28 protein-coding genes and 2 tRNA genes are annotated in these 25,924 nt (G+C 41.8%); 18 read left to right on the forward strand and 12 right to left on the reverse strand.

Going from position 1 to position 25,924, the window contains the following annotated elements; all coding sequences use genetic code 11:
• Nucleotides 1-59 precede the first annotated feature (59 nt).
• From FTT77_RS02385 to FTT77_RS02395, 3 genes are all read left to right on the forward strand, one after another.
• Nucleotides 60-443 carry a hypothetical protein gene (locus FTT77_RS02385; protein WP_180108840.1) on the forward strand — a complete coding sequence of 128 codons (384 nt, stop codon included), beginning with the start codon at nt 60-62 and terminating at the stop codon, nt 441-443.
• Nucleotides 444-577: 134 nt separating this feature from the next.
• Nucleotides 578-916, forward strand: a complete 339-nt coding sequence (locus FTT77_RS02390) for a GlpM family protein (RefSeq protein WP_078190528.1) — start codon at nt 578-580, stop codon at nt 914-916.
• Between the two features lie 189 nt (nt 917-1,105).
• Nucleotides 1,106-1,828, forward strand: a complete 723-nt coding sequence (locus FTT77_RS02395; protein ID WP_180108839.1) for a hypothetical protein — start codon at nt 1,106-1,108, stop codon at nt 1,826-1,828.
• A 109-nt stretch (nt 1,829-1,937) separates the two neighbouring features.
• Here FTT77_RS02395 and tenA read toward each other — a convergent pair whose 3' ends face one another.
• Nucleotides 1,938-2,603, reverse strand: a complete 666-nt coding sequence (gene tenA, locus FTT77_RS02400; protein ID WP_180022380.1) for a thiaminase II — start codon at nt 2,601-2,603, stop codon at nt 1,938-1,940.
• 207 nt (nt 2,604-2,810) lie between these two features.
• Here tenA and FTT77_RS02405 point away from each other — a divergent pair, with 207 nt between their 5' ends.
• The 3 genes from FTT77_RS02405 to ssb all read left to right on the forward strand — a co-directional run bounded on the left by FTT77_RS02405 (nt 2,811) and on the right by ssb (nt 6,055).
• Nucleotides 2,811-3,896: a DUF475 domain-containing protein gene (locus FTT77_RS02405; RefSeq protein WP_078190525.1), complete on the forward strand. Its 1,086-nt coding sequence runs from the start codon at nt 2,811-2,813 to the stop codon at nt 3,894-3,896.
• Between the two features lie 155 nt (nt 3,897-4,051).
• Complete coding sequence (locus FTT77_RS02410) at nt 4,052-5,416, forward strand: MFS transporter (RefSeq protein ID WP_180108838.1); 1,365 nt, start codon at nt 4,052-4,054, stop codon at nt 5,414-5,416.
• A 51-nt stretch (nt 5,417-5,467) separates the two neighbouring features.
• A complete protein-coding gene (gene ssb / locus FTT77_RS02415) occupies nt 5,468-6,055 on the forward strand; it encodes a single-stranded DNA-binding protein (protein ID WP_078190523.1) in 588 nt (195 codons plus the stop codon).
• 123 nt (nt 6,056-6,178) lie between these two features.
• Here ssb and FTT77_RS02420 read toward each other — a convergent pair whose 3' ends face one another.
• The gene (locus tag FTT77_RS02420; RefSeq protein ID WP_180054205.1) at nt 6,179-6,643 is read right to left on the reverse strand and encodes a hotdog fold domain-containing protein; all 465 of its coding nucleotides are present in this window, start codon (nt 6,641-6,643) and stop codon (nt 6,179-6,181) included.
• Nucleotides 6,644-6,776: 133 nt separating this feature from the next.
• On the opposite strand from FTT77_RS02420, the gene FTT77_RS02425 reads away from it, so the two are divergent.
• Entirely contained in the window at nt 6,777-7,415 is a 639-nt protein-coding gene (locus tag FTT77_RS02425) for a TetR/AcrR family transcriptional regulator (protein ID WP_180108837.1), read from the forward strand.
• 162 nt (nt 7,416-7,577) lie between these two features.
• On the forward strand, nt 7,578-8,141 hold the full coding sequence (gene ahpC, locus FTT77_RS02430; RefSeq protein WP_078190520.1) for an alkyl hydroperoxide reductase subunit C: 564 nt from the start codon (nt 7,578-7,580) through the stop codon (nt 8,139-8,141).
• A 69-nt stretch (nt 8,142-8,210) separates the two neighbouring features.
• Here ahpC and FTT77_RS02435 read toward each other — a convergent pair whose 3' ends face one another.
• Nucleotides 8,211-9,134, reverse strand: coding sequence for a LysR substrate-binding domain-containing protein (locus FTT77_RS02435; protein ID WP_180108836.1), 924 nt, complete (start codon nt 9,132-9,134; stop codon nt 8,211-8,213).
• A 107-nt stretch (nt 9,135-9,241) separates the two neighbouring features.
• Nucleotides 9,242-9,868: an isochorismate family cysteine hydrolase YcaC gene (gene ycaC / locus FTT77_RS02440; protein WP_180108835.1), complete on the reverse strand. Its 627-nt coding sequence runs from the start codon at nt 9,866-9,868 to the stop codon at nt 9,242-9,244.
• Between the two features lie 327 nt (nt 9,869-10,195).
• Here ycaC and FTT77_RS02445 point away from each other — a divergent pair, with 327 nt between their 5' ends.
• The 3 genes from FTT77_RS02445 to FTT77_RS02455 all read left to right on the forward strand — a co-directional run bounded on the left by FTT77_RS02445 (nt 10,196) and on the right by FTT77_RS02455 (nt 13,633).
• Nucleotides 10,196-11,074 carry a pirin family protein gene (locus tag FTT77_RS02445; RefSeq protein WP_078190517.1) on the forward strand — a complete coding sequence of 293 codons (879 nt, stop codon included), beginning with the start codon at nt 10,196-10,198 and terminating at the stop codon, nt 11,072-11,074.
• A gap of 431 nt (nt 11,075-11,505) precedes the next feature.
• Nucleotides 11,506-12,804, forward strand: coding sequence for an FAD-dependent oxidoreductase (locus FTT77_RS02450; protein WP_143221600.1), 1,299 nt, complete (start codon nt 11,506-11,508; stop codon nt 12,802-12,804).
• Nucleotide 12,805: 1 nt separating this feature from the next.
• Complete coding sequence (locus tag FTT77_RS02455; protein WP_180108834.1) at nt 12,806-13,633, forward strand: cyclopropane-fatty-acyl-phospholipid synthase family protein; 828 nt, start codon at nt 12,806-12,808, stop codon at nt 13,631-13,633.
• 51 nt (nt 13,634-13,684) lie between these two features.
• On the opposite strand, the gene FTT77_RS02460 is transcribed toward FTT77_RS02455, so the two are convergent.
• The 3 genes from FTT77_RS02460 to FTT77_RS02470 all read right to left on the reverse strand — a co-directional run bounded on the left by FTT77_RS02460 (nt 13,685) and on the right by FTT77_RS02470 (nt 14,696).
• Nucleotides 13,685-13,760, reverse strand: a tRNA-Thr gene (locus FTT77_RS02460).
• Between the two features lie 189 nt (nt 13,761-13,949).
• Nucleotides 13,950-14,177 (reverse strand): hypothetical protein, encoded by a 228-nt coding sequence (locus FTT77_RS02465; protein ID WP_078190515.1) that lies wholly within the window; start codon nt 14,175-14,177, stop codon nt 13,950-13,952.
• Nucleotides 14,178-14,605: 428 nt separating this feature from the next.
• Nucleotides 14,606-14,696, reverse strand: a tRNA-Ser gene (locus FTT77_RS02470).
• Nucleotides 14,697-14,818: 122 nt separating this feature from the next.
• Between FTT77_RS02470 and FTT77_RS02475 the strand changes: the two genes are divergently transcribed.
• Entirely contained in the window at nt 14,819-16,699 is a 1,881-nt protein-coding gene (locus FTT77_RS02475; RefSeq protein WP_180108833.1) for a potassium transporter Kup, read from the forward strand.
• Nucleotides 16,700-16,901: 202 nt separating this feature from the next.
• Here FTT77_RS02475 and FTT77_RS02480 read toward each other — a convergent pair whose 3' ends face one another.
• Nucleotides 16,902-17,549, reverse strand: a complete 648-nt coding sequence (locus tag FTT77_RS02480) for a hypothetical protein (protein ID WP_180108832.1) — start codon at nt 17,547-17,549, stop codon at nt 16,902-16,904.
• 263 nt (nt 17,550-17,812) lie between these two features.
• Here FTT77_RS02480 and FTT77_RS02485 point away from each other — a divergent pair, with 263 nt between their 5' ends.
• A complete protein-coding gene (locus FTT77_RS02485; protein WP_180108831.1) occupies nt 17,813-18,901 on the forward strand; it encodes a DNA/RNA non-specific endonuclease in 1,089 nt (362 codons plus the stop codon).
• A gap of 117 nt (nt 18,902-19,018) precedes the next feature.
• Nucleotides 19,019-19,267 (forward strand): hypothetical protein, encoded by a 249-nt coding sequence (locus tag FTT77_RS02490; protein ID WP_180063004.1) that lies wholly within the window; start codon nt 19,019-19,021, stop codon nt 19,265-19,267.
• A gap of 99 nt (nt 19,268-19,366) precedes the next feature.
• On the opposite strand, the gene aqpZ is transcribed toward FTT77_RS02490, so the two are convergent.
• Both aqpZ and FTT77_RS02500 read right to left on the reverse strand, forming a co-directional pair.
• Nucleotides 19,367-20,053, reverse strand: a complete 687-nt coding sequence (aqpZ, locus tag FTT77_RS02495; RefSeq protein WP_180063003.1) for an aquaporin Z — start codon at nt 20,051-20,053, stop codon at nt 19,367-19,369.
• A 73-nt stretch (nt 20,054-20,126) separates the two neighbouring features.
• Nucleotides 20,127-21,137, reverse strand: a complete 1,011-nt coding sequence (locus FTT77_RS02500) for an AraC family transcriptional regulator (protein ID WP_180009251.1) — start codon at nt 21,135-21,137, stop codon at nt 20,127-20,129.
• 111 nt (nt 21,138-21,248) lie between these two features.
• Between FTT77_RS02500 and FTT77_RS02505 the strand changes: the two genes are divergently transcribed.
• A complete protein-coding gene (locus tag FTT77_RS02505) occupies nt 21,249-21,869 on the forward strand; it encodes a hypothetical protein (RefSeq protein ID WP_180108830.1) in 621 nt (206 codons plus the stop codon).
• A 374-nt stretch (nt 21,870-22,243) separates the two neighbouring features.
• Here FTT77_RS02505 and hisF read toward each other — a convergent pair whose 3' ends face one another.
• Nucleotides 22,244-23,005, reverse strand: coding sequence for an imidazole glycerol phosphate synthase subunit HisF (gene hisF / locus FTT77_RS02510; protein ID WP_306674445.1), 762 nt, complete (start codon nt 23,003-23,005; stop codon nt 22,244-22,246).
• A 110-nt stretch (nt 23,006-23,115) separates the two neighbouring features.
• Between hisF and FTT77_RS02515 the strand changes: the two genes are divergently transcribed.
• Genes FTT77_RS02515 through FTT77_RS02525 form a run of 3 tightly spaced genes read left to right on the forward strand, consistent with a single transcriptional unit; the run spans nt 23,116 to nt 25,152 of the window.
• The gene (locus FTT77_RS02515) at nt 23,116-24,066 is read left to right on the forward strand and encodes a homoserine kinase (RefSeq protein ID WP_111884520.1); all 951 of its coding nucleotides are present in this window, start codon (nt 23,116-23,118) and stop codon (nt 24,064-24,066) included.
• Between the two features lie 27 nt (nt 24,067-24,093).
• Nucleotides 24,094-24,720: a DUF1294 domain-containing protein gene (locus FTT77_RS02520; RefSeq protein ID WP_180022370.1), complete on the forward strand. Its 627-nt coding sequence runs from the start codon at nt 24,094-24,096 to the stop codon at nt 24,718-24,720.
• Between the two features lie 39 nt (nt 24,721-24,759).
• Nucleotides 24,760-25,152 (forward strand): hypothetical protein, encoded by a 393-nt coding sequence (locus FTT77_RS02525; protein ID WP_168378990.1) that lies wholly within the window; start codon nt 24,760-24,762, stop codon nt 25,150-25,152.
• Between the two features lie 347 nt (nt 25,153-25,499).
• On the opposite strand, the gene FTT77_RS02530 is transcribed toward FTT77_RS02525, so the two are convergent.
• Complete coding sequence (locus FTT77_RS02530) at nt 25,500-25,859, reverse strand: helix-turn-helix domain-containing protein (RefSeq protein WP_180050672.1); 360 nt, start codon at nt 25,857-25,859, stop codon at nt 25,500-25,502.
• Between the last annotated feature and the right edge of the window lie 65 nt (nt 25,860-25,924).

The following is a 25,924-nucleotide window of genomic DNA, read 5'->3' on the forward strand; positions in this document are numbered from 1 at the left end:
ATAGCTGTCTGTGCCGATGCTCTAAAACATCTGCAAATCAGCAATCTAGGACTTTTAACATGAAATGGCAACTTCATCTCAATCCAATATTAGCTGTGATGGGTTTATTGATGTGTAGTGTGTTTTTGAGTGCATGTACCGAAAATCAGACACCGAAAGTGCAAAAATATGACAGCTTAGAACAAGCAACTTTGGCGCTGAATACCGAAAGTGAAAAAATTGATCTGTATATTGCGAAATTAGGTCAGGCCAAAACAGACGCTGAAAAAAAGCAGCTGGCTTGTGAAAAGATTCCTCAACAGTTTGATTTAGTTTTGGCAATTGTCGAAAACAATCAACATTTGATGAGCGCTGAAGATTTAAAAGTTCAAGCGCAGTTTAAGCACATGGCTGAGCAACAAAAAGCGCGCTTTACATCTAGCCTGTGGTGTAAAGGAGTATAAAGATAAAGGTGTTATGACTGTTTTAAGTTCATCATTTAAATCTCCTGTGTCATGTGCATAAAAATGCATTGGAAAATCTCAGGACTATCGCAGAAAAGGCGTAAAATGCAGTTTTCTCTAAACTATTGAATGCCATGTTGTCCTTATTTCTCAAAAGCTTAATGGGTGCCTTTGTTGTGGTATTAATTGCTTTGCTGTCTAAAAGTAAGGCGTTTTATATTGCAGGACTGGTCCCATTGTTTCCGACTTTTGCACTGATTGCTCATGTGATTGTGGCAAATGATCAGGGTGCAGCCGCATTACAAAAAACAGCGTTGTTTGGACTCTGGTCTCTCATCCCCTATTTCATTTATTTATTAATGGTGTATCTGCTCGCAACACGTATGAGCTTAACGGCATGTTTGAGTGTAGCAACTTTGAGTTGGGTGCTTGCTGCGGCTGTTTTGATTTATGCATGGCAGAGTTTTCAGTAAGCATCAAAAGCCTATATCGTTGCTGATTCAGATCAACTTTTTATGGGTTCTAGATCATTTATAAAACAATAGATATGGCTAAAATTATGATGAATTTCCAATCGTTAAATGTGTGATTTGGAATGTAAGTATTTGAATAGTTAATTATAATTCTGACAGAACAGCAAATAATCATGATAAGAGCAAATAATGTTAAAACAATTTTGGGTGATCATCTGCCTCATGTTTTCAAGCCAAATCCTGTGGGCTGAAGACAGTCAAATCCTCGCGTTTGAACAGTTTATTGACTCTGCAGCAGAGCAGCGCTATAGCGTGAGCGTGCCTGCGGTCGCGCAAAATGAACAGCTATGGTCTGTGGTATATATGGTGCTACAAACCAACCAAGTCCCTGATAACACCGTATTGGACTTTAAAGTCGTTCCCCAAGGCTTATTATTGAAAAATAATCCTGCACAAAAAATACAAGAGTATGCTTTTGACGGCGTGCAGTTGGCACAGACAAAAGACTATGTACTGTCCCAATTTTCCGATTTGAGTGAACAACTGGAAGATCAAACGGGCAAGAAAGTGCAGGATGCATCGCTCTTTGATACTAGTCGTGCCCATGTATATGCCCGCGTAGAAGATTGGGTGCCTGACTATAATGCACACGCAACTCAACTGAATATTGAGCTGGGCAAACTGAATGAAATGCAGATGAAAGGGCTGTATTTGATTTTAGGTAAAGGCGAGAAACCCAAAGATTTATTGGCCATTGCTCAACTTGATCCGATGATCAAATCACAATTTCATTCAGAAGAAATGCAGGAACGCAAAGCAGCGCGCAGTGAATTGCGTGAAGCACGTTTTGCGATTTTTTTGGTGATTATTGCGATGGGGGTTTTCCTCGGATGGTATCGTTTTAAACGCTAATACACTGAATGATCGTGTAGGGTCATTTGAACCGAATCCAACCGTATTAAAAAAAGGATCTAAAAGTAATTTTAGATCCTTAAATTTTTATACAGCTAAAATCACAGGTTTATTCAATGGGCCAAGTCCGCTGTTGATACGCGCTGTCCCAGAACATCCATTCTAATTTTGCGCCGTTCGTGTAAGCCGCATGCATTTTTTCACGTGTATCTGCATCACAGCGAGCCGCCACTCGATCAATGGTTTGAATCACATTTTGTACAGCGCTGTTGAAGTCTTGACCTGAGTAGGTGTCGATCCATGCTTGGTAAGGGTTATTAGGCACAGATTGGCTGACAATGGCTTTGCCGACTTCAGCATAGATCCAAAAGCAAGGCAGGAGTGAGGCAAGGACCACAGGGTAACTTTCTGACCATGCTGTCGCTGTTAGAAACGAAGTGTAATGATGGCAGGCAAGGGTTAATGGGGTATTTTCAAACTGTTCTTTGCTGATGTTGAAACCTTGCATAAAGTCATTGTGCAGACTGCGTTCCACCACGATGGCAATTTTTGCGGCTTCAGAAAACTGAATCACATCGTCGGCATCAAACGCCTTGGCTGCACACACCGCAAGCGCACGACCATAGGCCAATAAATAATGGGCATCCTGAATGACATAGTGGCAAAAGGCGTCGCGGCTTAAACTGCCCTGAGCCAATTCCTGATTAAACGGTAGATGGAGAATCTGCTGATATAACGCGGTATTACGTTGCCAAACTTCTTCAGAAAAACGCATTGAACATTCCTGTCGTTAAAAATGAAAGACGGGTCTACACCATGATGCGATGTAATTGAGAGCCTCCATCTTAGAGTGTTTATTCAAAATGTAACGAATAATTTTTGGTTTCAATTCTGAAAAGCGGCATAATTGCGCCATAAACTTAGCTTCAAACTGGGTATTCCCTCATTTTGAAATCTTATTGAATGAATAGGTCGATCTATCATGATGAAACATTTTGGTTTCTCAATCGTATTTACGATCGTGTGTCTTGCTATTTCTGCATATTGGGGTCTGAATCATGGCCCAAATGCAGGCGTGCAAGCCATGCTGACAGCACTGACCATTACTGCCATTTTAGCGGTGATGGAAGTGTCTTTGTCTTTTGACAATGCCGTTGTCAATGCATCCGTACTCCGTGGTTGGGACCATTTTTGGAAAATGATTTTCTTAACTGTCGGGATCGTGATTGCTGTCTTTGGTATGCGTCTGATTTTCCCAATTGTGATCGTGGCTGTAACTGCAGACATGGGTGCAATGGAAGTGGTTCAAATGGCGTTGAATGATCCAATTCAGTATTCAGCTAAATTGATGGCACATCATGCAGAAATTGCGGCCTTTGGTGGTGCTTTCTTATTATTGGTGTTCCTGAACTTCTTCTTAGATGAAGGGAAAGATACCCATTGGTTCCGTTGGTTAGAGCGTCGTTTGGCCAATCTTGCAAACGTTCCTGCGATGTCCGTGTTTATTGCCCTAATTGCGTTATTGGTGATGGCGGCAAACGTGGCTGAAGCCTCTCGTCTAGCGGTTGTAATGGCGGGTATTTGGGGGATCGTGGTGTATATCGGTGTCCAAGTACTGAGTCATTTATTGGGTGGCGAACCTGAAGTCGATGAAAACGGTAATGCGGTTGGACATGATGCAAATGGCGTACCGACAGGCGTGATCAAAGCAGGTTTTGGTGGTTTCCTTTACCTTGAAGTACTCGATGCCTCATTCAGTTTTGATGGAGTGATTGGTGCATTTGCGATTACCTCTGATGTCGTGATCATTATGCTCGGTCTTGCTATTGGTGCAATGTTCGTGCGTTCGATGACCATTTACTTAGTAGATAAAGGCACCTTAGATGCTTATATCTTCCTTGAACATGGTGCGCATTATGCGATTGGTGCTTTGGCCTTCATTATGTTGGCGAGTGGCACGGGTCTGCATGTCCCTGAAGTGGTAACGGGTCTAATTGGTGTGGCATTTATTGTTTGGGCGGTGATTGCCTCTATTCAATATAAAAAGCGCCAAGAAAGTCTAGGCTAATTTAAATTTGCCTAATATCTCCCAAAAAGCGCAGCATCAGCTGCGCTTTTTATTTGTCCAATCATCAGGATATTTAAAATCAATAAAAATCCTGCTTCGCTTTAAGCTGAATGTCCTATAATCCCATTCCAAGATTAATGAATTTTTAACCAGCTATGATGAATGCTCTTGAACGACGCTCAACTTTTGCTTTGAGTAGTATTTTCGCCTTACGTATGCTGGGGCTGTTCATGATTATTCCTGTTTTCTCTGTGGCAGGTCAGCAATATGCAGGGGCAACACCGGCACTCATTGGTTTGGCGGTGGGTGTTTATGGGTTGACCCAAGCGATTTTACAGATCCCGTTTAGTCTGATTGCAGACCGTTATAGCCGTAAACCGTTGGTGGTGATCGGGCTACTTTTATTCGCTTTAGGCGGTGCAATTGCGGCGATGTCCGATAGTATCTATGGCGTAATTATCGGGCGTGCGATAGCCGGTGGGGGTGCTGTATCTGCGGTGGTGATGGCTTTGTTAGCCGATGTCACTCGTGAAGAACAGCGTACCAAAGCCATGGCGATGATGGGGATGAGTATCGGTCTGTCCTTTGTGGTGGCATTTAGCCTTGGGCCTTGGCTTACAGGTTTAGTTGGCATCTCGGGTTTATTTTGGGTGACCACCATCATGGGACTTGCCGCGATTGCGATGTTGCTGTTGGTGCCGAAAGTGACGCGTCATCACCGAAATTTCCAACAAGGTTATCTCACGCAGTTGAAGCAAGTGCTGAAAATGCCTGATCTAAATCGGTTGCACGTTTCAGTCTTTTCATTGCATTTACTACTCACCGCGATGTTTATTTATGTGCCATCTCAGTTGATTGACTTCGCCAATATTCCCTTGCATTCGCATGGTCTGGTGTATTTGCCGCTTTTGGTTGTAAGCCTGTTTTTTGCCTTTCCGAGTATTATTTTGGCGGAAAAATATCGCAAAATGCGCGGCATTTTCTTGACCGCCATTGGTGGCATTATTCTAGGATTGGGCATCTTAATTTTTGGTTTCGAATCTAAATATATTCTGCTTACTGGCTTAGGATTATTCTTTATTGCATTTAATGTGATGGAAGCATTATTACCGTCATGGTTATCGAAAGCGGCTCCAATTCAATCCAAAGCAACAGCCATGGGCGTGAACGCCAGCAGTCAGTTTCTGGGGGCATTTTTTGGTGGTATGATTGGTGGGCAACTTTTGTTGCTAAATGATACGGCAATGGGATGGGGTATCCTGACAGGGCTAGCCATTTTATGGTTGATCATTAGTTTTGGATTGGCTCAGCCGCGTTATTTATCGTCTATGGTGTTTAGTTTGCCTGAAGATAAAGAAACGGATGAATGGACTTCTCAGCTTTTAGCAATTCGTGGTATTGAAGAAGTTGTGGTGATGTCTGACCAGCAAGTGGCTTATGTAAAAGTGGATAAGCAGCAGATGGATGAATCTGCGCGACAACATTTAACGCACTTGTTAGGGAAAGAGGTAGCCATTTAAGCATAACTCTTATAAAGTAAATAATAGAAACAAATAGGAAGAATACGTCTGATGCGTGGTGTAAATAAGGTCATTTTAGTTGGTACTTTAGGTCGTGACCCTGAAACAAAAACTTTCCCAAATGGTGGTTCTCTCACTCAGTTCTCAATTGCAACGAGTGATTCATGGACTGATAAAAATACAGGTGAGCGTAAAGAGCAAACAGAATGGCACCGTATTGTGTTGCATAACCGTTTAGGTGAAATTGCACAGCAATATTTGCGCAAAGGTTCTAAAGTGTATATTGAAGGTTCATTACGTACTCGTCAGTGGACAGATCAAGGCGGTCAAGAGCGTTACACGACTGAAATTCGTGGTGAACAAATGCAAATGCTTGACAATAACCGTCAGCAAGGCGAACAAGGTCAAGGCGGCGATTTTGGTCAACCTCGTTTTAATAACCAACAAGGTGGTTATAACAATAACCAAAACCAAGGCGGCTACGGTAATAACTCAAACCAAGGCGGTTATGGCAATAACCAACCGGCTCAAGGCAACAGTTATGGCAACAACAACCCAGGTGGTTTTGCGCCAAAACAACAGCCTGCACCGACACCGGCTCCTGCTGCAGCAGATTTAGATGATGACTTACCGTTCTAATGAACCTTAAACACAGCGTTTAAAACGGTAGATCATCATCAAAAAAAGCCCTCAATTTTGAGGGTTTTTTTTCGTAGGTCTCATCTTGAAAGATCAGTTTCATTTTGCAATTGAGTCGACGACTTATTTTTTTGCAGAAACCCACATGGTAATTACGGCTTTAAAAACGGCTTCATTACGCGTGTTGTTCACCACGACATTCACCAAATAATCACTCCCTGCATTCCACGTAAAATTAGCATCGACAGGCGTGGCAATAGCCGTTAAATCTGTATCGGCTTTTTTCAAATATTCCACAGTCATGCCTTTGGGAATCCAACGATGGCTGCTCGGAACGGTCACATCGGTCATGGTACCGCCAGCCAATTCAGCCATATTACACATGGCAATCGCGTGGACAGTGCCAATATGATTCAGCACACTGCGCTGTTTTTTAATATGCAGTTCACAGTATTGGGGCTTTAATTCATCAAAAACAGGCGAAATACTACTGAAATACGGTGCTTTCAAACACAGCAATTTAGAAAAAGTCCATTTCCCTGCCGGTTTGTTTTGGAAGGTCTTCCATAATTTTAATGCTTGGCTCATGCTTAATTATCTGTCATTATTCAGAATATAATTCTAATACAGAATATTGTTCTGTTAATGGAGTAAATGACGTCACAGCTATTAAAAAAAGCCAACATTGTTTTAAAATGACCCGATCAAAGGGAAGGTATCGATGTCGTCAAATCAAGCATTATTGCAACGAATTTACAGTGGTCGCCGAGCGGAACTTAAACGGCAGATCTTAGGAGAAGCCCTTGCATGTTTTTTAGAGCAAGGGATTGAAACGACGACGATTGAACATGTGAGAGACCGTGCAGAGACCAGTGTTGGCGCGATTTACCATCATTTTAAAAATAAAGATGGTTTAGTGGCGGCATTGTATTTTGCGGCGTTGCAAGATCAATTTGTGAAAAGGGCAGATGCATTGACACAGGCCCAATCGCTGCAGGAAGGCATTCAAGCCATTTTGTGCTCGTATATAGACTGGGTCGAAGCCTATCCAGATTTTGCAGGATTCTTGTATGCGGCAGGGTTTAGTATGCGTAAGGAAACGCTACAAGCCGAGTTAAAAAAACATAATTTGCAACGCAATAGCGCACTACTGGATTGGTTGACCGCACAACCCGATTGGCATTTGATTGAGCATTTACCCAAAGAATTAATGATGTCATTGGTCTTAGGGGCAACGGAAAATTATTGTCGGGCATGGTTATCACATAAAGTCAAAACGCCACCATCACACTATAAACAACAGTTTACACAGGCTGCTTGGCAGACCCTCTTTATGGATATAAAGGCTTGCACCCATTGAACTTGATTGGTTTGCACGATGGAAAGGCAAAGATTGATTTAAATAACAAATCTAAAAATCCGATAGTTTTTATAAAAAAGTTCGGTTTTACCTATGGTTTGATATTTCGTATTCTAGCTTCAACAGATAAGCAATCCCTGAAATGAGTTAGAGGAATATCAAATGAGTTTAATTAATACTGAAGTAAAACCATTTAACGCTACCGCTTACCAAGACGGTCAATTTATTGAAGTTTCAGAAAAAGACTTCTACGGTAAATGGTCTGTGGTGTTCTTCTATCCTGCTGACTTTACTTTTGTATGTCCAACAGAATTAGGCGATCTTGCTGATCACTATGCTGAATTCAAAAAAATGGGTGTAGAAATTTATTCAGTATCTACTGATACACACTTCACGCATAAAGCTTGGCACGATTCTTCTGAAGAAATTAAGAAAATCGAATACCCAATGGTTGGCGATCCAACTTGGACACTTGCGAAAAACTTTGATGTTTTAATTGAAGCGGATGGTCTTGCTGACCGTGGTACTTTCGTAATTGACCCTGAAGGCAAAATCCAAATCGTTGAAATCAACGCAGGTGGTATCGGCCGTGATGCTTCTGAATTGATGCGTAAAGTAAAAGCTGCTCAATATGTACATGCACACCCAGGTGAAGTATGTCCTGCAAAATGGAAAGAAGGTGAAGCGACGCTTGCACCATCGATCGACCTAGTGGGTAAAATCTAATTTGGTGATCCAACCGTAGATTTAAAAAAGCCAGAACTCAGTTCTGGCTTTTTTTTGTGGTCTAGAACATTAAACTAAATAGCCATCATGCTCCGGAGCATAGTCACGAATTCCAGCGACTAAATAGTCAATTAATCTTTCCATGACTAGGCGCTGACCTTTTCGCGAAGCATATACCAATTGTACCGTACCGACATTTGAGCACCATTCGGGGAAGAGGTGAATTAAACGACCTGCCTCAATATCTGCTTGTACCGTTAAATACGGTAAGTCTGCGATGCCTAAACCATCGAGTACCGCATAATAAGCACCGGCTAAGTCATTGCTTTTAATCCGAGGTTGTAAGGCAATTTCAATCTGCTCTTGCTGTCCCGTATGATGCAAATGCCATTGATAGCGGTTTTTCTGTGTACCCAAAACGATACTCGGAAATTCTGTCAATTCGAAAATATGCTTTAACTCGCGTCCTTGTAAAAGTTCAGGACTAATCACTAAGCAATGCACGGTTTTAATCACGTCACGTACAATAATGCTCGAGTCTTCATTTTTACTAAAATTGGTACGAATCGCTAAATCAATGTCGTCATGCAAGACATCTACACGGCGGCTAGACAGCTCAAGTTCGACCTGAACTTTGGGATGATCTTTTAAAAATTGATTTAACAAGGGGCGAATTTGATGTTCCATCATGACGGGTGGACAACTAATTTTAACCAAGCCCTCAAGTTCACTTTTTTGCTTCAGGAGCACCTGATGCGCACATTCAACTTGTTCGATCACTTTTATGCATTCTTCATACAATTCTTGGCCTAATGTCGTGACCTTAAAGTGTCGGGTAGAACGCTGAATAAGGGTGACATTATATTTGGCTTCGAGATCTAAAGTGCGTCGGCTTAATTTTGATTTTGTAATATTCGATGCTTCACTTGCAGCGCTAAAACCGCCATGTTTCACCACCAAATAAAAGTAGTAATAGTCATCAAATGAATGCATGGATCACCTTATGCAGTGAAAAATTATTTCAATTCAAATCATCATACGTCAATTTATACATCAGGTATCAAAAAAGCGGCTCGAAGCCGCTTTTTACTACTGAAGGATTATTTATTTTCAGTATTTTGCGTATAGCTGTTGATTAGGTTGCGGTAGTCTGGAATATGGTTGCCGAAAAGCGCACCTAAACCTTCAATATCATTACGCCAGTCGCGGTGTAATTCACATGCGGTACCAAACCACGTCATGAGCTGTGCACCTGCTTGTGTCATACGTTGCCATGCTGAGTCGCGGGTTAAATGGTTGAACGTACCTGAAGCATCGGTCACCACAAAGACGTCAAAGTCTTCTTCTAAAGCAGACAAGGTTGGGAATGCAACACAAACCTCAGTCACCACACCAGCAATAATCAATTGTTTTTTGCCGGTTGCTTTGACGGCTTTCACAAAGTCTTCATTGTCCCAAGCATTAATTTGACCTGGGCGTGCAATATAAGGTGCGTCAGGGAACATTTCTTTTAGTTCTGGAACCAAAGGGCCGTTTGGACCTTGTTCAAAACTGGTGGTGAGAATCGTTGGAAGATTGAAATATTTAGCGGCTGCAGCCAGTGCGAGCACATTATTTTTAAATTTATCTGGATCAATGTCGCGAACCAATGAAAGTAGACCTGTTTGATGGTCAACTAAAAGTACCGCGGCATTATCTTTGTCTAAACGAACGTAAGGTTTGCCCATTTTATTGTCCTCTTTCCTGTTTGCAAGTACGCAGAATCAGATGAAGTCTGCGTGTTAACTAGATTTAGAATAGTTATAAAAATGAGACAATGAAATGGGTTTAAATGAGAAGCTCAATCATAAAATTGGGATAATTCATCGTTATATATGTCTTAAACCTTAGAATTTCGAAATTAATGCTTGGTTTTGAGTGAGGTGCAGATTGTATGTCTGAGTATTGTTCTAATTTTGAGATATAGAATGCTATCTGGAAGATGGTCAGTAAGTATTTCAAAGCTTAAAATAAGCGCTATGTTCATCCTATCGTATGAATATAGGAGCTAAGAAATGAAAAAAGTAATTGGTGTTTATCGTAATCAGCAAATGCACTGGGTGGGCGATGGTTTTCCAGTCAAAAGCTTATTTTCCTATGATCGTCTAGGTCAGGCGATTAGCCCATTTTTGCTTTTGGATTATGCAGCACCTTATCAGTTTGATCCCACCACTGCACAGCATGGCGTGGGTTCACATCCACATCGTGGTTTTGAAACCGTGACTATCGCCTACAGCGGTGAAGTGACTCATAAAGACTCAAGTGGTGGTGGCGGCACAATTCAAACAGGCGATGTGCAATGGATGACCGCAGGGTCGGGTCTGGTACATGAAGAATTTCATTCGCCTGAATTTGCTCAAGCAGGTGGTCTTTTTGAGATGGTTCAATTGTGGGTGAATTTACCGGCAAAAGACAAAATGACTCAGCCTCGTTACCAAGCGATCACACGCCAAGATATTCCTCGCATAGACATGGATGAAGGTGCAGGGCATATTCGGGTGATTGCCGGTGAAATGGGTGGTCACCTTGGGCCAGCACAGACTTTTAGTCCAGTGAATGTCTGGGATGGTGAGTTGAAAGCTCAATATGAAACCACCTTACATGTACCTGAAGGGCATAACACCATTTTGGTGGTCTTGAAGGGTGAGGTTGTGGTGAATGAAAGCCATAAAGTTCAAGACAGTTCGATGGTCATGTTTGCCAAAGACGATATCGCCATTCAGCTACAAGCGTTGCAGGACACACAGTTTCTGTTACTTAGCGGTGAGCCACTAAATGAGCCGATTCAAGGTTATGGCCCATTTGTGATGAATAGCAAAGCTGAAATCATTCAAGCCTTTGATGATTTCAATAACGGAAAATTTGGTGAAATTGCGCTGGCGCATGAAGCTTAAGCGAAAATCATGTCGTTGAAATAGCCGAAAAAAAAGCCTCTGAATAGTCAGAGGCTTTTTTATTGAGCGCTGTAGTATTTATAGTTGTCATGATTTAAATATCATTTTACTTTTTATAAATTGTGATGAATTTATCACTTTCTTATGTGGCGCATCTTAGCGAGACTTGGCTTTAAAGTAAACCGAAAGTTATAAAAATGGTTAATTTAATTGTTTGGTTTTATAGAGTAATTAAAATTTTAAAGAAAAATATGTTTAAAAAACAAAGCTTAAATTGTGTGCTTTTTTGACTGTAAATATTTGTAAATTTAACTTAAAAACGGCTGTACTGAAATCCATACAAAAAGTGCGAATCTGGTATTTTTTAATAGCTATTTTTAACTTCTGATCAGTCATACTTTTAAACTGTGTTTTATAGATGGAAAAGAAAATTGGAAATTGCAGTCATCGGTAGTGGCATGGCTGGGCTGGCTACCGCAAGAATTCTTAAAGACGCAGGGCATAACATTACAATTTTCGAAGCTCTGCCTGGTCGTGGTATGGATAGCCACAGCACTGAGTTTGAAGGCGGCTTGATTGATGCCCCTTTGCGTGTGATGAATCCACACCTCTGGAAAAATACCTTAAGTTTGGCGACCCATTTAGGGATTAAAACTTTCCCAGTCCGTACCTATATGGCATGCAGTTGGCTATTTGAAGATCGTACAGAAACGTGGTTGACCACCAGTCGTAGCCGTATTGGTAATTTCCCAATTATTAATAACCGTAAAGGCTTACAACAATATGGCTGGCGTTTAGTCAAAGGGATGTTGCAACTCAAAGCGGCGATCACTCGATTTTTTAAATCAAAAAATCAGGATATCACGCTTGCCGAGTTCATTAATAAAAATGAAATTGAAGAAGTATTTTGGCATGGTGCGGTCATGCCAGTGTTGTATACCATTTGCACCTGTAACCCGAAAACGATTGGCGAATGGCCTGCGAAACCGCTGTTGATTTTCTTGCGTCAATTGACCAATGGCGATGCCTTGCTGCGTATCCAAGGTGGTACACCTGCGTTGGTTGATAAACTGATTGAAGGTTTAAATATTCAAAGTGGTACGGCAATTACCAAAGTGCACGAGCAAGACGATAAAGTCTTGGTGGAAACTGAGGCCGGAGCACATCATCTATTCGATCGTGTGGTAGTCGCGACACCAACCACCAAAACGGAAGAATTTTTAGATTCAACCCAGTTTGCTGACGATATTGAGCTCTTAAAGAAATTTAAATTTGAGCAAGGTCAATTGGTGATTCACACTGATCAAACCGTGATGCCACCGAAGCGCAAAGATTGGTCTGTACTAAGTTATATGATGGATCGTAAATTTACCCGTCAGCAATTTACCGTGTGGCTCAACTCAATCGAGCCGAGCTTGGTGGGTAAAACCCCTGTGTTCCAAACCTGGCAGCCAGTGACACCGATCGATCCTAAAAAAGTGATCTCTTCGGTCAGTTTGACACGTGCAGTGGTGGATTCACATACGGTGGCGCTGAATAAAGAGTTACAGCAACGCCATTTATCCCCTGAGCGTAAAGTCTTCTTCTGTGGCTCATGGTCTTGTGACGGTCTGCCGATTTTAGAGTCTGCGGTAACGTCTGCTATGCATATTGCAGAAATTTTTGGTGCACCATTGCCGTTTGTAGGTTTAAAACCTAAAGTGGAGGTTGCCCCTCAACTCGGTTACTAACATGAAATGGCTTCAAGCAATTCGTCATTATATTCCTAGCCATAAATATGCGATTAACAGTCGACTACTCGGAGATGATGCGGAGCTTGCTTGGAGCAATTTGGGCTATTGGGATGATGCAAAATCATCCTATCCTGCAGCCTGTCAAAAACTCGCTTTACATCTTGCCGAATCCATTCAATTAACATCTACAGATCGTGTTTTAGACCTTGGTTGTGGGCAGGGCGCGAGCTTGGTTTTTTGGATGGAACATTTTCAAATTCAAAACTTATCCGCAGTCGAATTGCAAACGGCATGTGTGGAAAAAATCCAAAAAAATTTAAATTCAAAAATCAAAATACAACAAGATTCATTTTTAAATTTAAAAAATATTTATCCACAAAACTGTATGGATACCGTACTGTGTATTGATGCGGCTTATCATAGTGATTTGAATTCATTGCTTTTATCAGTCATTGATGTTTTGAATTCAAAAGGGCGCTTTGCTTTTCACTATTTAATGTTATCCGATGCGTTTTTGAATTTAAATTCATTACAGCGACTGCAATATCAAAGTCTGCTGAAAGCAGCAGATGTGAATTTGAAAAATTTAAATTCAAAACAAAATTTACAACACCAAGTGCAACAGGCAGGTTTCGAAAATATCCAGATCGAAGATATCAGCGAATTCGTATTTCAGGGTTTTGCCGATTATATTCAAGAACAACAAAGTCAGACGAGCCTGAGTCATGTGGATCAATTCAAAATCAAGATGACGGCAAAATTGTGCGAGAAGTTGTATCGAGATGGGCTGATTCGTTATGTGCAGATTAGCGCGAGGAAGCCATAAAAGAGCGGCTCTAAAAACATCAAAGCCTCACTAAAAAGCGAGGCTAAGAAATGGTGCCGGCACACGGATTCGAACTGTGGACCTACTGATTACAAGTCAGTTGCTCTACCAACTGAGCTATGCCGGCGTTGTGGAATGCATTCTACAGATTTTTTGAAGTGGTGCAAGTTAAAAAAACAGCAAATCGAATGTAATTTATACGTTTGATTTATTCAGCATTCAACCGATGTTTGGCTCTAAAACCAGAGAAATAAAATTAGGCAATGTTTCGCCCACAAGATGTGGGCGAGAAAATAGGATAGATGAACGTTGAGTGCTATTTCATTCTTAAAATTTGGTCTAGATCCTGTGCGCATTCCTCAAGTGTATATGCCATCTCAAGTTGCATTTGTGGGCGGAGTTCATTGGCGAGCTTTCGCCATTCATCGATGAGACGCTGTGCTTTTTGAATTTTATGTTTATTGATGTCTTTGGCAAGGGTTGGGGTATAGCCACCACGTTTGGCGTTCTTGATCTGCTTAACATAGTTCTGGCTGTTATTCATGTTCTCTCCGGAATAGCAGTGATATATGAAAGGTGTTTTTTAAGTTTTTCGTTGATCAAGTTAAAAGTACCGCAATCGCGTTTCAGTTCTATGATGTTTAAATTAATGAATAATTTTTTGAATAGCGCCTATATTGAGAGGATGATTTATTTTTAGCATAGGCTTAAGTAATTGTCTTTAGAATATAAAATTTGTATTTGTAAATAAACGTGTCCTTATTGCTGCCAATAAAAATCCATAAGTCGTGCGTTAGGAAAGAAACGTGTGATTTAAATCCATCAATCAGGACTCAAATATTGCGATGTCATTGGCCAAACAGTTTAAAGATCAATTAGAGGGGAATATTTAATATTGAGGACAATAAAATTAAAAAAGGCCTAAATTTTATTAATTTAGACCTTCATTCTGCTTGGCATTGCAGTTTATTCTGGCGGTGAAAGAGGGATTCGAACCCTCGAAACGCTATAAACGTTTACACACTTTCCAGGCGTGCTCCTTCAGCCACTCGGACACTTCACCTTTTGCGCGGTGGATAATAGCGAAAAAAATATATTCTGCCAAGAGAAACAATTGAATTAGACAAAAACATCTTGAGCGGTGCTATGATTCGCAAAAATCCTGTCTAAATTGAAGACAATTATATGCAAAGTACTGCACAAAAAGCCGCATTGCCTGCCATCACCTTGGCAGCTTTGGGCGTAGTATTCGGAGACATTGGGACGAGCCCGTTATATGCGCTGCGCCAATGTTTCCTCACAGCACACTTGGCGATTAGCGAAGCGTCTGTGCTGGGTATTCTGTCCCTGATTTTCTGGTGCATCATGCTGACGATTAGTTTTAAATACGTCAGCATCATCATGCGCGCAGATAACAATGGCGAGGGCGGTATTATGTCGCTGTTGGCCTTGAATCTACGAACCACACGAATTGCCGAAAACAAAAAAATCTACCTGATTGCCCTTGGCTTTATTGGGGCATCTTTGTTCTTTGGTGATGGGATCATTACCCCCGCAATCTCTGTGTTATCCGCGATTGAAGGCTTAAGTATTGCGACGCCGATGTTTAACCAATGGCTGCAACCCTTATCGATCGGTATTTTAGCGGGGCTATTTTTAGTGCAACGCCATGGCACAGGCACGATGGGTAAATTCTTTGGTCCCTTGACGCTCATGTGGTTTTTATCCATTGGTGGTTTTGGACTATGGAGTATTTCGCAAACACCATTTGTGTTGACCATGATCAGTCCGCATTGGGCTTTCAATTTTGTGGTACAGCAACCCTATGTTGCGTTTTTGACCATGGGTGCGGTCATCTTGACGATGACGGGTGGTGAGGCAATCTATGCCGATATGGGGCATTTTGGCCGACTCCCAATCCGCTTGGCATGGTTTATTGTGGTGATGCCGTGCTTGCTGTTGAACTATGCGGGCCAAGGAGCCTTGCTACTGCGGAATCCAGAAGCTCTAGCCAATCCATTCTATATGTTGATTCCTGAATGGGCACTGTATCCAATGATTGCTTTGGCGACAGCGGCAGCGGTGATTGCCTCTCAAGCAGTGATCACAGGGGTGTTCTCTATGGTCAATCAGGCGATTCAATTGCGCTATTTGCCTCGTTTGACAGTGAAACATACCTCCGAAGTTGAACGTGGTCAGATTTATTTGCCATTTATTAACTGGGCACTGTTTATCTCAGTGCTGATCTTGATCTTGCTGTTTGAAAACAGTGCGAATTTGGCCAGTGCGTATGGCGTAGCTGTGACCATGACGATGCTTTGCGGTACGATTTTGATCTCAGTTTTAGCTTATGGTTTATGGCGTTGGCCCGTTTGGAAAGTGGCAATATTTGCAGTACCATTTTTATTGATTGATTTGATCTTTGTTGCATCGACATCATTAAAAATTGCAGCGGGCGGTTGGGTTCCAATCCTGATTGGTGCGGTATTGTTTACGATTTTAATGACGTGGAAAGATGGTCGGGCATTGGTGCTCAATCGACTCGGTAAAGATGCCTTGCCTATTGACCTGTTTATTCGCAGTGTCAGCATGGGTAGTGAAACCAAGTTTGTGCCAGGCGATGCCGTATTCTTAACCGGAACGCCTGAGATCGTGCCACATGCCATGTTGCATAATATTAAGCACAACAAAGTCTTGCATGAACGCAATATTATGGTCACGGTCAATACCCGAGATGTGCCGTTTGTACCTGAAAATGAGCGGGTGATCACGGAGAAACTAGATGATCGATTCTTTCGAATCACGATGTTTTATGGGTTTAAAGACCAGCCGAATATTCCTGCCGCTTTGGAGCATGCGTATCGTGAATTGGGCTTTGAATTTGATTTAATGCAAATCAGTTTCTTTATTTCCCGAGACCGCATTATTCATACCTTGGGTGAAGGCATGGCGCCATGGCGAGAAAAGCTGTTTATCTCTATGCAGCGAAATACCAGTCCAGTCAGCGACTTTTATCAAATTCCAACCAACCGTGTGGTTGAGTTGGGAAGTCAGATTGAAATTTAAGACCTAGATTGAACTTTTAGGCATAGATTTAAAAGTTAGACACGAAAAAGCCAGATCACTTCTGGCTTTTTTTATCTGTGATAATTGAACTTATTTAGTCCAAAGACATAGAGATCATTCTGTTGCTTTTTCCTGGGAGGAGTATGCGAGCAAAGCAACAGAATGAAGATGTTGCGCTATTTCATCCTTGAAAATACGCTGATTAGTTGATTGTCGCGTCTACATCTGCAGAGGCTTCAGGCGCAGCTTGGATGGCTTCGTCAGCAACAGGTGCTTCTGGGTTGGCTTGAATTGATGCGTCTGCAGGATTTGCACTTTGAGTTTCAGTTGCTGCCATAAAAGCATCCTGCTGTGCTTGAGGTGCAGCATTGGCATCCGTTGCTACGGCTTCAGGTGCTTGCTGTGCTGTTTCCACAGGTGCTTCAGTTACCGTGGCTTCGGGTGGATTGGCCACTGCCGTTTGTTCAGTTGGCACAGACTGCTCTGTAGGTACAGCTGCTACACTTTGCTGTTCATTTGCGAGTGCATTTTCCGCTTCAGTCGCCGCTTGTTCAGCATTTGCAGGGACTGCAGGGGCATTCGGATCGATTTGGTTTGCCTGAGCCTGTTCAGGGTTTAAGGGCTGTTCTGTTGCAGCGGCATTGACTTGTCCGGCAGGAGCTTCAACCAATTGAACTTGGCCACTTGAAACTAAGTCCTGAATGGAACCAGGTTGACCATTCACGGTGGTCACAATTTTGACTTTAGATAAGCTTTCTAATGTATCACCGGGTTGAATCGGCGGCTCTGCAAATGTTGCTGCGCTCATTAAACCTGAAATTAAACCTAAACCTAAAATTTTAGAATGCATAATCACTCCCTATATTTTTATCGCAATTTTTCGTATTTTTACCTTGTCATAATTCTTTAGGCGAATTCAATGAAACATACGCAACTGCTTCATGACCTCCTATAAAGAACTGCACAACTGCGACATAAAGTTACATCAACTGCTGCTTTGTTAAACAATATTTGTGTGATTGTTAAGCAAATTAAAAAAGAAAAGTGTACTAAAATTTGCACCCTTGCTAAGCTGCGGAAAAATAGTCCTTTTAGAAGTCATTGTTGTAAGTCATGGTCAAAAAGAAACGCAATTCAGCAAATCCACTTTCACAGTTATTTGGGCAAAATGGCATAAAAGTGCTGTTGGGTCTGGTGGCAACAGGAAGCTTTGCTATTGCTTTTGGGCAAGAAAAAATTCAACAACTTGTTTTTATGAGCAGCACTTCAAATAGCGCCTGTTTGGACCAATTTTATCGTGAAGTGCCACCTTATTTGGTCCGTGAAAGCCTACATAAAAACAGTTTTCCACTGTGTTTTAATGGCTTTAATGTCATGTATTCAGGGATATCCAAGACACCGCTTTGGGTTGCAGAAGCATTAACCCCCGCACGCCTGAGTCAAAAAATTCCGCGTGAAGATAACTTTCATGAAGAGACTCGCGTGCCGTCTGAATATCGGGCATTGCTGTCAGACTATAAATCTTCAGGCTATGACCGTGGACACATGGCGCCCAATGCCGATATGCCCAATAAAGCTGCACAGTTAGACAGTTTTTCTTTGGCCAATATGGTGCCGCAAGCCCCAAAAAATAATCAGCAAGTGTGGCGCGAGTTAGAAGAAGCCACACGGGCGATAGTGACCAAACAAAAGCAAGATGTCTATGTGGTGACGGGGCCGGTTTACAGTGCGAAAAAATTAAAAACCATTGGGCAAGGGGTCATTGTGCCGACCGCCACTTATAAGGCGATCTATTTGCCGAAAAAAGGCGTTGCAGGCGTGTACTATGCAGACAATACCTTGCGTGATACCGCACCGACAGTCAAAGTGATGAGTATTTGTGCGCTAGAAGAACTGACTGGAATTAATTTTTTTCCAGAATTAACCGAAGACCAAAAGCGCAATACCTACCGTTTGCCACTCAAAGCCACCCAAGTCAAAGCAAATCAAGACATTGCTTATTTGCATTGGGATGCTGAAAGCCAGTGTGCTGCAGATGTCGCAGAAGACAAGATTTTAAGTTTGCAAAAAGACTTTAAATCGAGTGGTGGTTCTGTGGGTGAGACAACTACGGCAAGCAGTGGAAATGACAACAATCAAGATGCCTTGGTCAAACAATTGATTGAAGAAATTCTGCAATATCTGCTACAGATTTTGAAATAATCGAGCAGATAATAGCGCTGAACTGTGAGTGATGAAGAAGATCATTGCTTGCAGTTGAAATCTTTTTCACGTATTTCTATTGCTGCATCACTACAACAAAAAAGAAGGATATCTATCATGTTCAAAGCATTTGAAAATGACACAGCGTCGCATGCAATTCATGACTTAACACTAGAAAATGGCCAAGATCGAATTAATATTTATGGCAACCTACAGGTGACGAAAGACCAAGCTGGATTAGCTGCAGCGAAAGCTTTACAGGCATTTTTCAATGATGTGGTGACCACACTTGAGGCAGAAACCAACTTAGCTGAAAAAATAGTGCAGGGCGGTGAAGACAACGAAGTGGAAAATCCATTTCTTTAATGCTGTGTCATCGACCGTCGAAGGAAGCAATGCTCAATTCGGGATGAATGAAAAAAAAGCTCACAGATTGTGAGCTTTTTTTATGGTGTCTTCTTCTATTTATGCGTCTTTTGCCATCAGTTTATAGATGACAGCACCAATCACCGCGCCAATGATAGGGGCTACCCAAAATAGCCAAACTTGTGAAAGCGCAGCAGTTTCAGCAAAGAATGCCACACCCATACTACGCGCTGGGTTGACCGAAGTATTGGTGACGGGAATGCTGATGAGATGGATCAATGTAAGCGCAAGACCGATTGCAATTGGGGCAAATCCGGCAGGTGCACGTTTATCTGTTGCTCCCATGATCACAATCAGAAAGCCAGCCGTCAGCACAATTTCAATAACTAACGCTGAGAGCATAGAGTATTTGCCCGGAGATAACTCACCATAGCCATTGGTGGCAAAACCGCCGACACCGGTAAATCCGGCCTGACCTTGTACAATGATGAATAGAATAAATGCGGCGAGGGTTGCACCCAGCAATTGAGAAATAATATAGGGTGCTAGTTCTTTCGCTTCAAAACGACCACCGGCCCACAAGCCGATACTCACGGCAGGGTTAAAATGTCCCCCTGAGATATGACCCAGCGCATAAGCAGCCGTTAATACGGTTAAACCGAAGGCCAGTGCCACGCCAGCGAAGCCAATGCCAAGTTCAGGAAAGGCCGCAGCCAAGACCGCACTACCACAACCACCAAAGACCAGCCAAAATGTACCGATCAGTTCTGCTAAATATTTATTCATTTATCGAATATGCATAGATTTAATGGATTTTGCTGAAAATCACAATATATAAAATGATAACTGTGTCACATTTTTAACTTACTGCTTCAATTTGCGATAAGCGCCATTGCTGTGGGGTCAAGTTTCGCCATTGTTTAAAAGCGCGTTGAAACGCACTCTGTTCTGAATAACCCAGCAGTAGAGCAATTTCCTGCAAACTTAAATGCGGGTCTCTTAAAAATTCTTCTGCCATCATGCAGCGGACCTCCTGCATACGTTGCTGATAGGTGCTGCCTTGTTGTTGTAAATGGCGTTGTAATTGTCGGACGGACAGATTCAGTTGCGTAGCGACATGTTCAATTTGGAACTGATTTTTTTGCAAACCCATTAAGATGGCTTGTTGTAAGCGTTGGTCGATTTGCGTGGTATTCGGCAGCTTTTCCAATAAAGACTGTGCCTGCTGCATTAACAGTTTTTGTAAGGTCTGATCGCCTTGGGAAAAGGGGCGAGACAGTTCTTGAATGGGAACAATAACCTTTGACTTTTCTTGGGAAAATCGAACTTTACAGCGAAAATATTGTTCATATTGTGCGACATTTTTCGGTGCAGGATTATGAAAATGCACTTCGTGTAAATTGATATCTTCAAAACGCATGAATAATTTTAGAAACTGCAGCATTAAGGCAATCGCAATTTCATCGGTCAATTGATTGGCCATATTCATGGGTAAATCATTCCAACCGATCGAGAAAAAATCATTTTGAATATCAATCAGCAATGGGCTGCCATCGAAGATTAAGCGATGAAAATCATGGTAGCGGAGCAGCGCTTCGCCCAAGTTTTCACAGGACAGAGCAATATACGCAATAATGCCAATATGTTTGGGTTGCACATGTTCTGCAATTTCTAAACCCAGCGCCGGCTTTTGGATCTTTTGATCTAAATCCATCAATAAATCACGCCAAATGGCATAATCAAAACGCTCTAAGTTTTGAACTTTATTCAATTTTTCAGGAATAGCAATGCCTTGGGCTTGGTGATAAGCATAGAGCAAATGGCCCAGTCCTCCATAGACCGATCCTGTATAGTCCTTGAGTTGTTGCATATTTTTTTAATTCTAAATTTTGTCGTGTTTTGTCAATAATATTAAAAAAAACGGTCAATATCTAGCCCTTTTCATTACCTATAGTGGAGCTAAGAAAAGGAGATATTGGTCATGTTAAAAGGTTTTATTGCAGGGTTGGTCGTCGCCAATGCCTTTGAATGGTTCGCACATAAATATGTTTTGCATGGGACGCATCGGTCAGGCAAGCCACGTTTTAGTCCAGTACCGAAAAGCATGAAATCACATTGGGAACATCATCGTGAAGTTCGAAAAACAGATTTTCATGATCATGGTTATGTTGAAGGTGTACAGAACTGGCGCACGAAAAATGAAATATTGTCACTGGTGGCAGTTTCAGCCGTATTTGTCCCGCTTTTTTATCCCATTTCCAAAGGAATGAGTTTGTCTGTGCTGTACTGTGCAGGGAATTATTATTATATCCATCGTCGCGCACATCTTGAGCCAGAGTGGGCGATGAAAAAGATTCCATGGCACTATGACCACCATATGAACTCAAATCAGGATGCCAATTGGTGTGTGACCAAGCCGTGGTTTGATTATATTTTAGGGACTCGGGTGATTTCCTCGGCGAAATTACAGGAACAAAACCCATTGGGTGTGCTACTGCCGACAGCGATTGCCAAGCCGTTGTCGCACTGGGTCAATCGGGTATTTCCTGCAAAGTGGGTGGCTGAGCGCGAAAAGCCAGTTGCACTTCTTGAAACGGTCTAATATGAATGCACTGTGCGTTTTGACAACAAGCTTTGCTACCCAATTGAGCTGTCGCAATTTGTCAATAAATTATGAATCTACTGTCAATCAAATACGGTGTAAATGCCCTATATTTAAATCATCAAAAGGCTTGTACACGACGAGTTGATTGATGAAGTTGCTATGTATATTTTTTCATTTGTTTTAAGTATCAGACCAAGTGCTGTAGTTTTTCTTGGTTTATAGGAGCCGACAAGGCTCCTTTTTTTATGTCTATAGTGGATGAATTAAATCGACGATTCGCTGCTACAACTCCATGGCGTTGCATCAAAAACACCAAAGCAAAAAAAGAGCGAATCATCGCTCTTTTTCAATCCTCATTGAAAACGAATCAATTAAAGACGCATTTCAATGCCTTGTTCTGCAAGATATTTTTTCGCTTCAGGAATGGTGTGTTGACCAAAGTGGAAAATAGAGGCTGCAAGCACCGCATCTGCGCCACCTTTTAAAATGCCATCGGCCAAATGTTGGAGATTACCGACACCACCAGAAGCAATGGTTGGAATGGTCACACGGTCATTGATGTTACGCATCAGTTCAAGGTCATAACCGGCTTTGGTTCCGTCAGCATCCATCGAGGTGATGAGTAATTCACCTGCACCGAAGTCCGCCATTTTTACTGCCCATTCGATGGCATCGATACCGGTTTCTTTACGACCACCGTGGGTGAAAATTTCCCATTTATTGTCGCCAGTTTTTTTTGCATCAATCGCAACCACAATACACTGTGCGCCAAAACGCTGAGAGGCTTCTTGTACAAATTCAGGGTTATAAATAGCCGCAGAGTTAATCGAAACTTTGTCCGCACCCGCATTTAATAACAGGCGGATATCTTCTACTTTACGCACGCCACCACCGACTGTTAATGGCACAAATACAGACTCAGCCATACGCTCTACCGTACGGTAAGTGGTATCACGACCATTTGAGGTTGCGGTAATGTCTAAGAAGGTAATTTCGTCCGCACCTTGTTCGTTATAACGGCGTGCAACTTCAACTGGATCGCCTGCATCACGAATATCAAGAAATTGAACACCTTTCACTACACGACCGTTGTCCACGTCGAGGCAAGGAATAATACGTTTAGCAAGCATAATTTTTTCCAAAAATAACAGCCGATTATGAAACTTCGCGACTTAGATGCTACACCTTAGTAGTCGGAGCGGTTATTCTATCAAAAATATGTAAGTTTTTTCGCAGGTTTTCTATGTCGGTTTATACCACTTTGACTTTAAAGGAAGTTCAGGATTTTGCAGCACCTTATGGACTGGAGGTGATTGACCTGATTCCGATTCAAGGCGGTATTCAAAATACCAACTATTTTATTGTTTGCGAAAATGGCACGCAGTATGTATTAACTGTTTTTGAAGAGATGGACGAGCAAGGTGCAGGGGAACTGGTCCCTGTACTTGAACATTTGGGGCAGGCTGGTCTAGCTGTGCCTGTACCGCTGAATCATTCGGGTAAAGCGATTCATAGCTTAAAGGATAAACCTGCACAGATTGCGCCACGCATGCAAGGTCAACATCCCATGCCTGCGAGCTTAGCGCAAGCAGAAGCGATTGCTGTAGCCCAAGCGAAAATGCATGTGGCTTTACAAGATTTCCCTTTGGAACGTGCAGAATATCGTGATCATGCTTATTGGTTACAAGTTTCACGTGATATTCGTCCAACATTAAATGAAGCAGATACCACGTTACTTAACAATCTGTTGGGCTTATATGACATCTTAACGGCGATGTATCCAGACCGTCCTACCGGTTTTATTCATTCTGATCTGTTCCGTGACAATACTCTATTTGAAGGCGATCAACTCAACGGCATTTTAGACTTTTATGAGTTAAATAAAGACGAACTCTTGTTTGATATTGCTATTACTTTAAATGACTTTTGTACTGAATATCCGGATGTACATTTGAATGAAGACAAAGCCATTGCCTTTTTAAATGCCTATGAAAGCGTGCGTCCATTAACCGCAGATGAAAAATCATGCCTAGAGTTATATTTGGCGATGGCGGCAGGTCGTTTCTGGATGATGCGTTTACAGGTGGCACAGAAAAATGCAGCAGAAGGCCGTACAGGGGATGATATTTTGCAGAAAAACCCTGCTGAAATGCGTAATATGCTGATTGAACGATTAAAATTCGTCACTGCATAAATTTTAAAAACAACGAGGGGGAAAAGCATGCGTGATCAAGGACGCTTAGTAGAATGGTTTGATGACAAGGGCTACGGCTTCATTCAACCGAACGATAGCACCAAAGATCGCGTATTTTTGCACATTAAAGATTTTTCCCGTCCCGGCCCACGACCAATCGTGGGCTGCGCGTTGGATTATGCTGTGATCTTAGACGAACGCGGACGCTTTCGTGCACAGCAAGTGCATTATTTAAAAGCCTCACAAACCAAAGCTACACAACGCCCTAATAAAAAAAATGTGGTGCAGATGCCGCGTCAGGCAGAGCCGATGCAAATCTTGTGCATCATTTATATCCTCGCCTTGGCGGGTTTGTCTGTGGCGGGTTTACTCAGTGGCATGGTGCTGCTTTTTGTGAGTATTATCAATGTCCTGACCTATTGGTTCTACGCTCAAGATAAAGAAGCTGCGCAAATGGGGAACCGACGCGTGCCAGAAAATACACTGCATCTTTTGTCTTTTTTAGGTGGGTGGCCGGCGGCATGGCTGGCTCAGCAACGTTTGCGGCATAAAACACAAAAACAACCATTTCGAAAAATATATTTCTGTACTATAGCCTTTAACATATTACTGATTTTATGGCTGATTTCACCATTTAATATCCTGCATATCTAGGGTGGAATGATCCGCAAAATCATCATGACGGAGAGCGAAATGAATTATTCCATTGATAAAGATCCAAACCGCCTGCTCACGATTATTTTGTATATTCTTTATATTGTGGCGATTTTTTCTGCCGGCTTGCTTGCGGTCCTCGCGTTGATTATCAATTACGTCAAACGCAGTGATGTTCGCGGCACGATTTTTGAAAGCCATTTTACTTGGCAGATCCGTACGTTTTGGTGGTATCTCATTTGGAACATCATTGCTTTCGTGCCTTTTATTTTTCTGTTCTTTACCGGCAATAATGCCAATGCCTTTGCGGGTGTGGCACTGGGAGCGAGTACCTTCTGTGTCACGGTGATCGGACTGTCTTGGTTATGGATTGTGTACCGCGCGATTAAAGGTTTAATTCGTGTCAATGACAACAGACCGATGTATGAGTAAATACAGCAGCATAATGACAAGCGACCCATGGGTCGCTTTTATTTTTTTCGTTTGACCATTCGATAGGCGGCATCAAAAAATGCTCTTTTATAAAGCAATTGCACATAAAAGTGCTTAACTTTGGTTATTTAAGCAAAATTGACTATACATTTTTAAGAATTATAACTTACATTTTTAATAAAATAACTTTGCTTATTTAATTTTATTAATTTACATATTTATTTTTATTATTTTACATTCTTAATAATATAAATTTACGTTTTTACTAAAATAAATTTACATTAATGTATAGTTGTTTATTTAAATTATTTTCTGGATTTTTATTTAAAATTACACCAGTTTAGGTATTAGCTATAGAATCGACCACGGCGACGGCGCATACCTAAAACGTGTATTGCGCGTACCAATACCGCATACGAAACAGGATAGCTAAATCGCTGTTCAAATAATGGAACTAGATCACTAATATTTTTAAATTTTGTATTTTTTACAAATACTTGAAATTCATTCCAGTCGCGAATGTGGCTCGGTGCACCACGGTTTTTTGCGGCTTTTGGGAGCAAACTTCCGGTCTCTTCCTCCAGGCGAATCCAAGCATCCAAGGTGACTCGAGAGATGTTAAACTCTTTGCATACAGCCACTTTGTAGTCAGTTTTTTTATACATCTGAATGGCTGATTTTCTGGTTTCTAAATCATACTTTGGCATTTTTTGAATCATCATTAAAATAATGAATGAATATTATATGGCATGTTGATTGCAAAAGAACCTGT

Origin of the sequence: Acinetobacter sp. YH01010 (assembly GCF_013420775.1) — a bacterium.
Lineage (GTDB): Bacteria > Pseudomonadota > Gammaproteobacteria > Pseudomonadales > Moraxellaceae > Acinetobacter > Acinetobacter amyesii.

Bases quoted from the DNA above. Each gene is read 5' to 3' on its own strand.
- FTT77_RS02385 (WP_180108840.1), top strand. From the start codon at position 60: ATGAAATGGCAACTTCATCTCAATCCAATATTAGCTGTGATGGGTTTA.
- FTT77_RS02390 (WP_078190528.1), top strand. From the start codon at position 578: ATGTTGTCCTTATTTCTCAAAAGCTTAATGGGTGCCTTTGTTGTGGTA.
- FTT77_RS02395 (WP_180108839.1), top strand. From the start codon at position 1,106: ATGTTAAAACAATTTTGGGTGATCATCTGCCTCATGTTTTCAAGCCAA.
- tenA (WP_180022380.1), bottom strand. From the start codon at position 2,603: ATGCGTTTTTCTGAAGAAGTTTGGCAACGTAATACCGCGTTATATCAG.
- FTT77_RS02405 (WP_078190525.1), top strand. From the start codon at position 2,811: ATGATGAAACATTTTGGTTTCTCAATCGTATTTACGATCGTGTGTCTT.
- FTT77_RS02410 (WP_180108838.1), top strand. From the start codon at position 4,052: ATGATGAATGCTCTTGAACGACGCTCAACTTTTGCTTTGAGTAGTATT.
- ssb (WP_078190523.1), top strand. From the start codon at position 5,468: ATGCGTGGTGTAAATAAGGTCATTTTAGTTGGTACTTTAGGTCGTGAC.
- FTT77_RS02420 (WP_180054205.1), bottom strand. From the start codon at position 6,643: ATGAGCCAAGCATTAAAATTATGGAAGACCTTCCAAAACAAACCGGCA.
- FTT77_RS02425 (WP_180108837.1), top strand. From the start codon at position 6,777: ATGTCGTCAAATCAAGCATTATTGCAACGAATTTACAGTGGTCGCCGA.
- ahpC (WP_078190520.1), top strand. From the start codon at position 7,578: ATGAGTTTAATTAATACTGAAGTAAAACCATTTAACGCTACCGCTTAC.
- FTT77_RS02435 (WP_180108836.1), bottom strand. From the start codon at position 9,134: ATGCATTCATTTGATGACTATTACTACTTTTATTTGGTGGTGAAACAT.
- ycaC (WP_180108835.1), bottom strand. From the start codon at position 9,868: ATGGGCAAACCTTACGTTCGTTTAGACAAAGATAATGCCGCGGTACTT.
- FTT77_RS02445 (WP_078190517.1), top strand. From the start codon at position 10,196: ATGAAAAAAGTAATTGGTGTTTATCGTAATCAGCAAATGCACTGGGTG.
- FTT77_RS02455 (WP_180108834.1), top strand. From the start codon at position 12,806: ATGAAATGGCTTCAAGCAATTCGTCATTATATTCCTAGCCATAAATAT.
- FTT77_RS02465 (WP_078190515.1), bottom strand. From the start codon at position 14,177: ATGAATAACAGCCAGAACTATGTTAAGCAGATCAAGAACGCCAAACGT.
- FTT77_RS02475 (WP_180108833.1), top strand. From the start codon at position 14,819: ATGCAAAGTACTGCACAAAAAGCCGCATTGCCTGCCATCACCTTGGCA.
- FTT77_RS02480 (WP_180108832.1), bottom strand. From the start codon at position 17,549: ATGCATTCTAAAATTTTAGGTTTAGGTTTAATTTCAGGTTTAATGAGC.
- FTT77_RS02485 (WP_180108831.1), top strand. From the start codon at position 17,813: ATGGTCAAAAAGAAACGCAATTCAGCAAATCCACTTTCACAGTTATTT.
- FTT77_RS02490 (WP_180063004.1), top strand. From the start codon at position 19,019: ATGTTCAAAGCATTTGAAAATGACACAGCGTCGCATGCAATTCATGAC.
- aqpZ (WP_180063003.1), bottom strand. From the start codon at position 20,053: ATGAATAAATATTTAGCAGAACTGATCGGTACATTTTGGCTGGTCTTT.
- FTT77_RS02500 (WP_180009251.1), bottom strand. From the start codon at position 21,137: ATGCAACAACTCAAGGACTATACAGGATCGGTCTATGGAGGACTGGGC.
- FTT77_RS02505 (WP_180108830.1), top strand. From the start codon at position 21,249: ATGTTAAAAGGTTTTATTGCAGGGTTGGTCGTCGCCAATGCCTTTGAA.
- FTT77_RS02515 (WP_111884520.1), top strand. From the start codon at position 23,116: ATGTCGGTTTATACCACTTTGACTTTAAAGGAAGTTCAGGATTTTGCA.
- FTT77_RS02520 (WP_180022370.1), top strand. From the start codon at position 24,094: ATGCGTGATCAAGGACGCTTAGTAGAATGGTTTGATGACAAGGGCTAC.
- FTT77_RS02525 (WP_168378990.1), top strand. From the start codon at position 24,760: ATGAATTATTCCATTGATAAAGATCCAAACCGCCTGCTCACGATTATT.
- FTT77_RS02530 (WP_180050672.1), bottom strand. From the start codon at position 25,859: ATGCCAAAGTATGATTTAGAAACCAGAAAATCAGCCATTCAGATGTAT.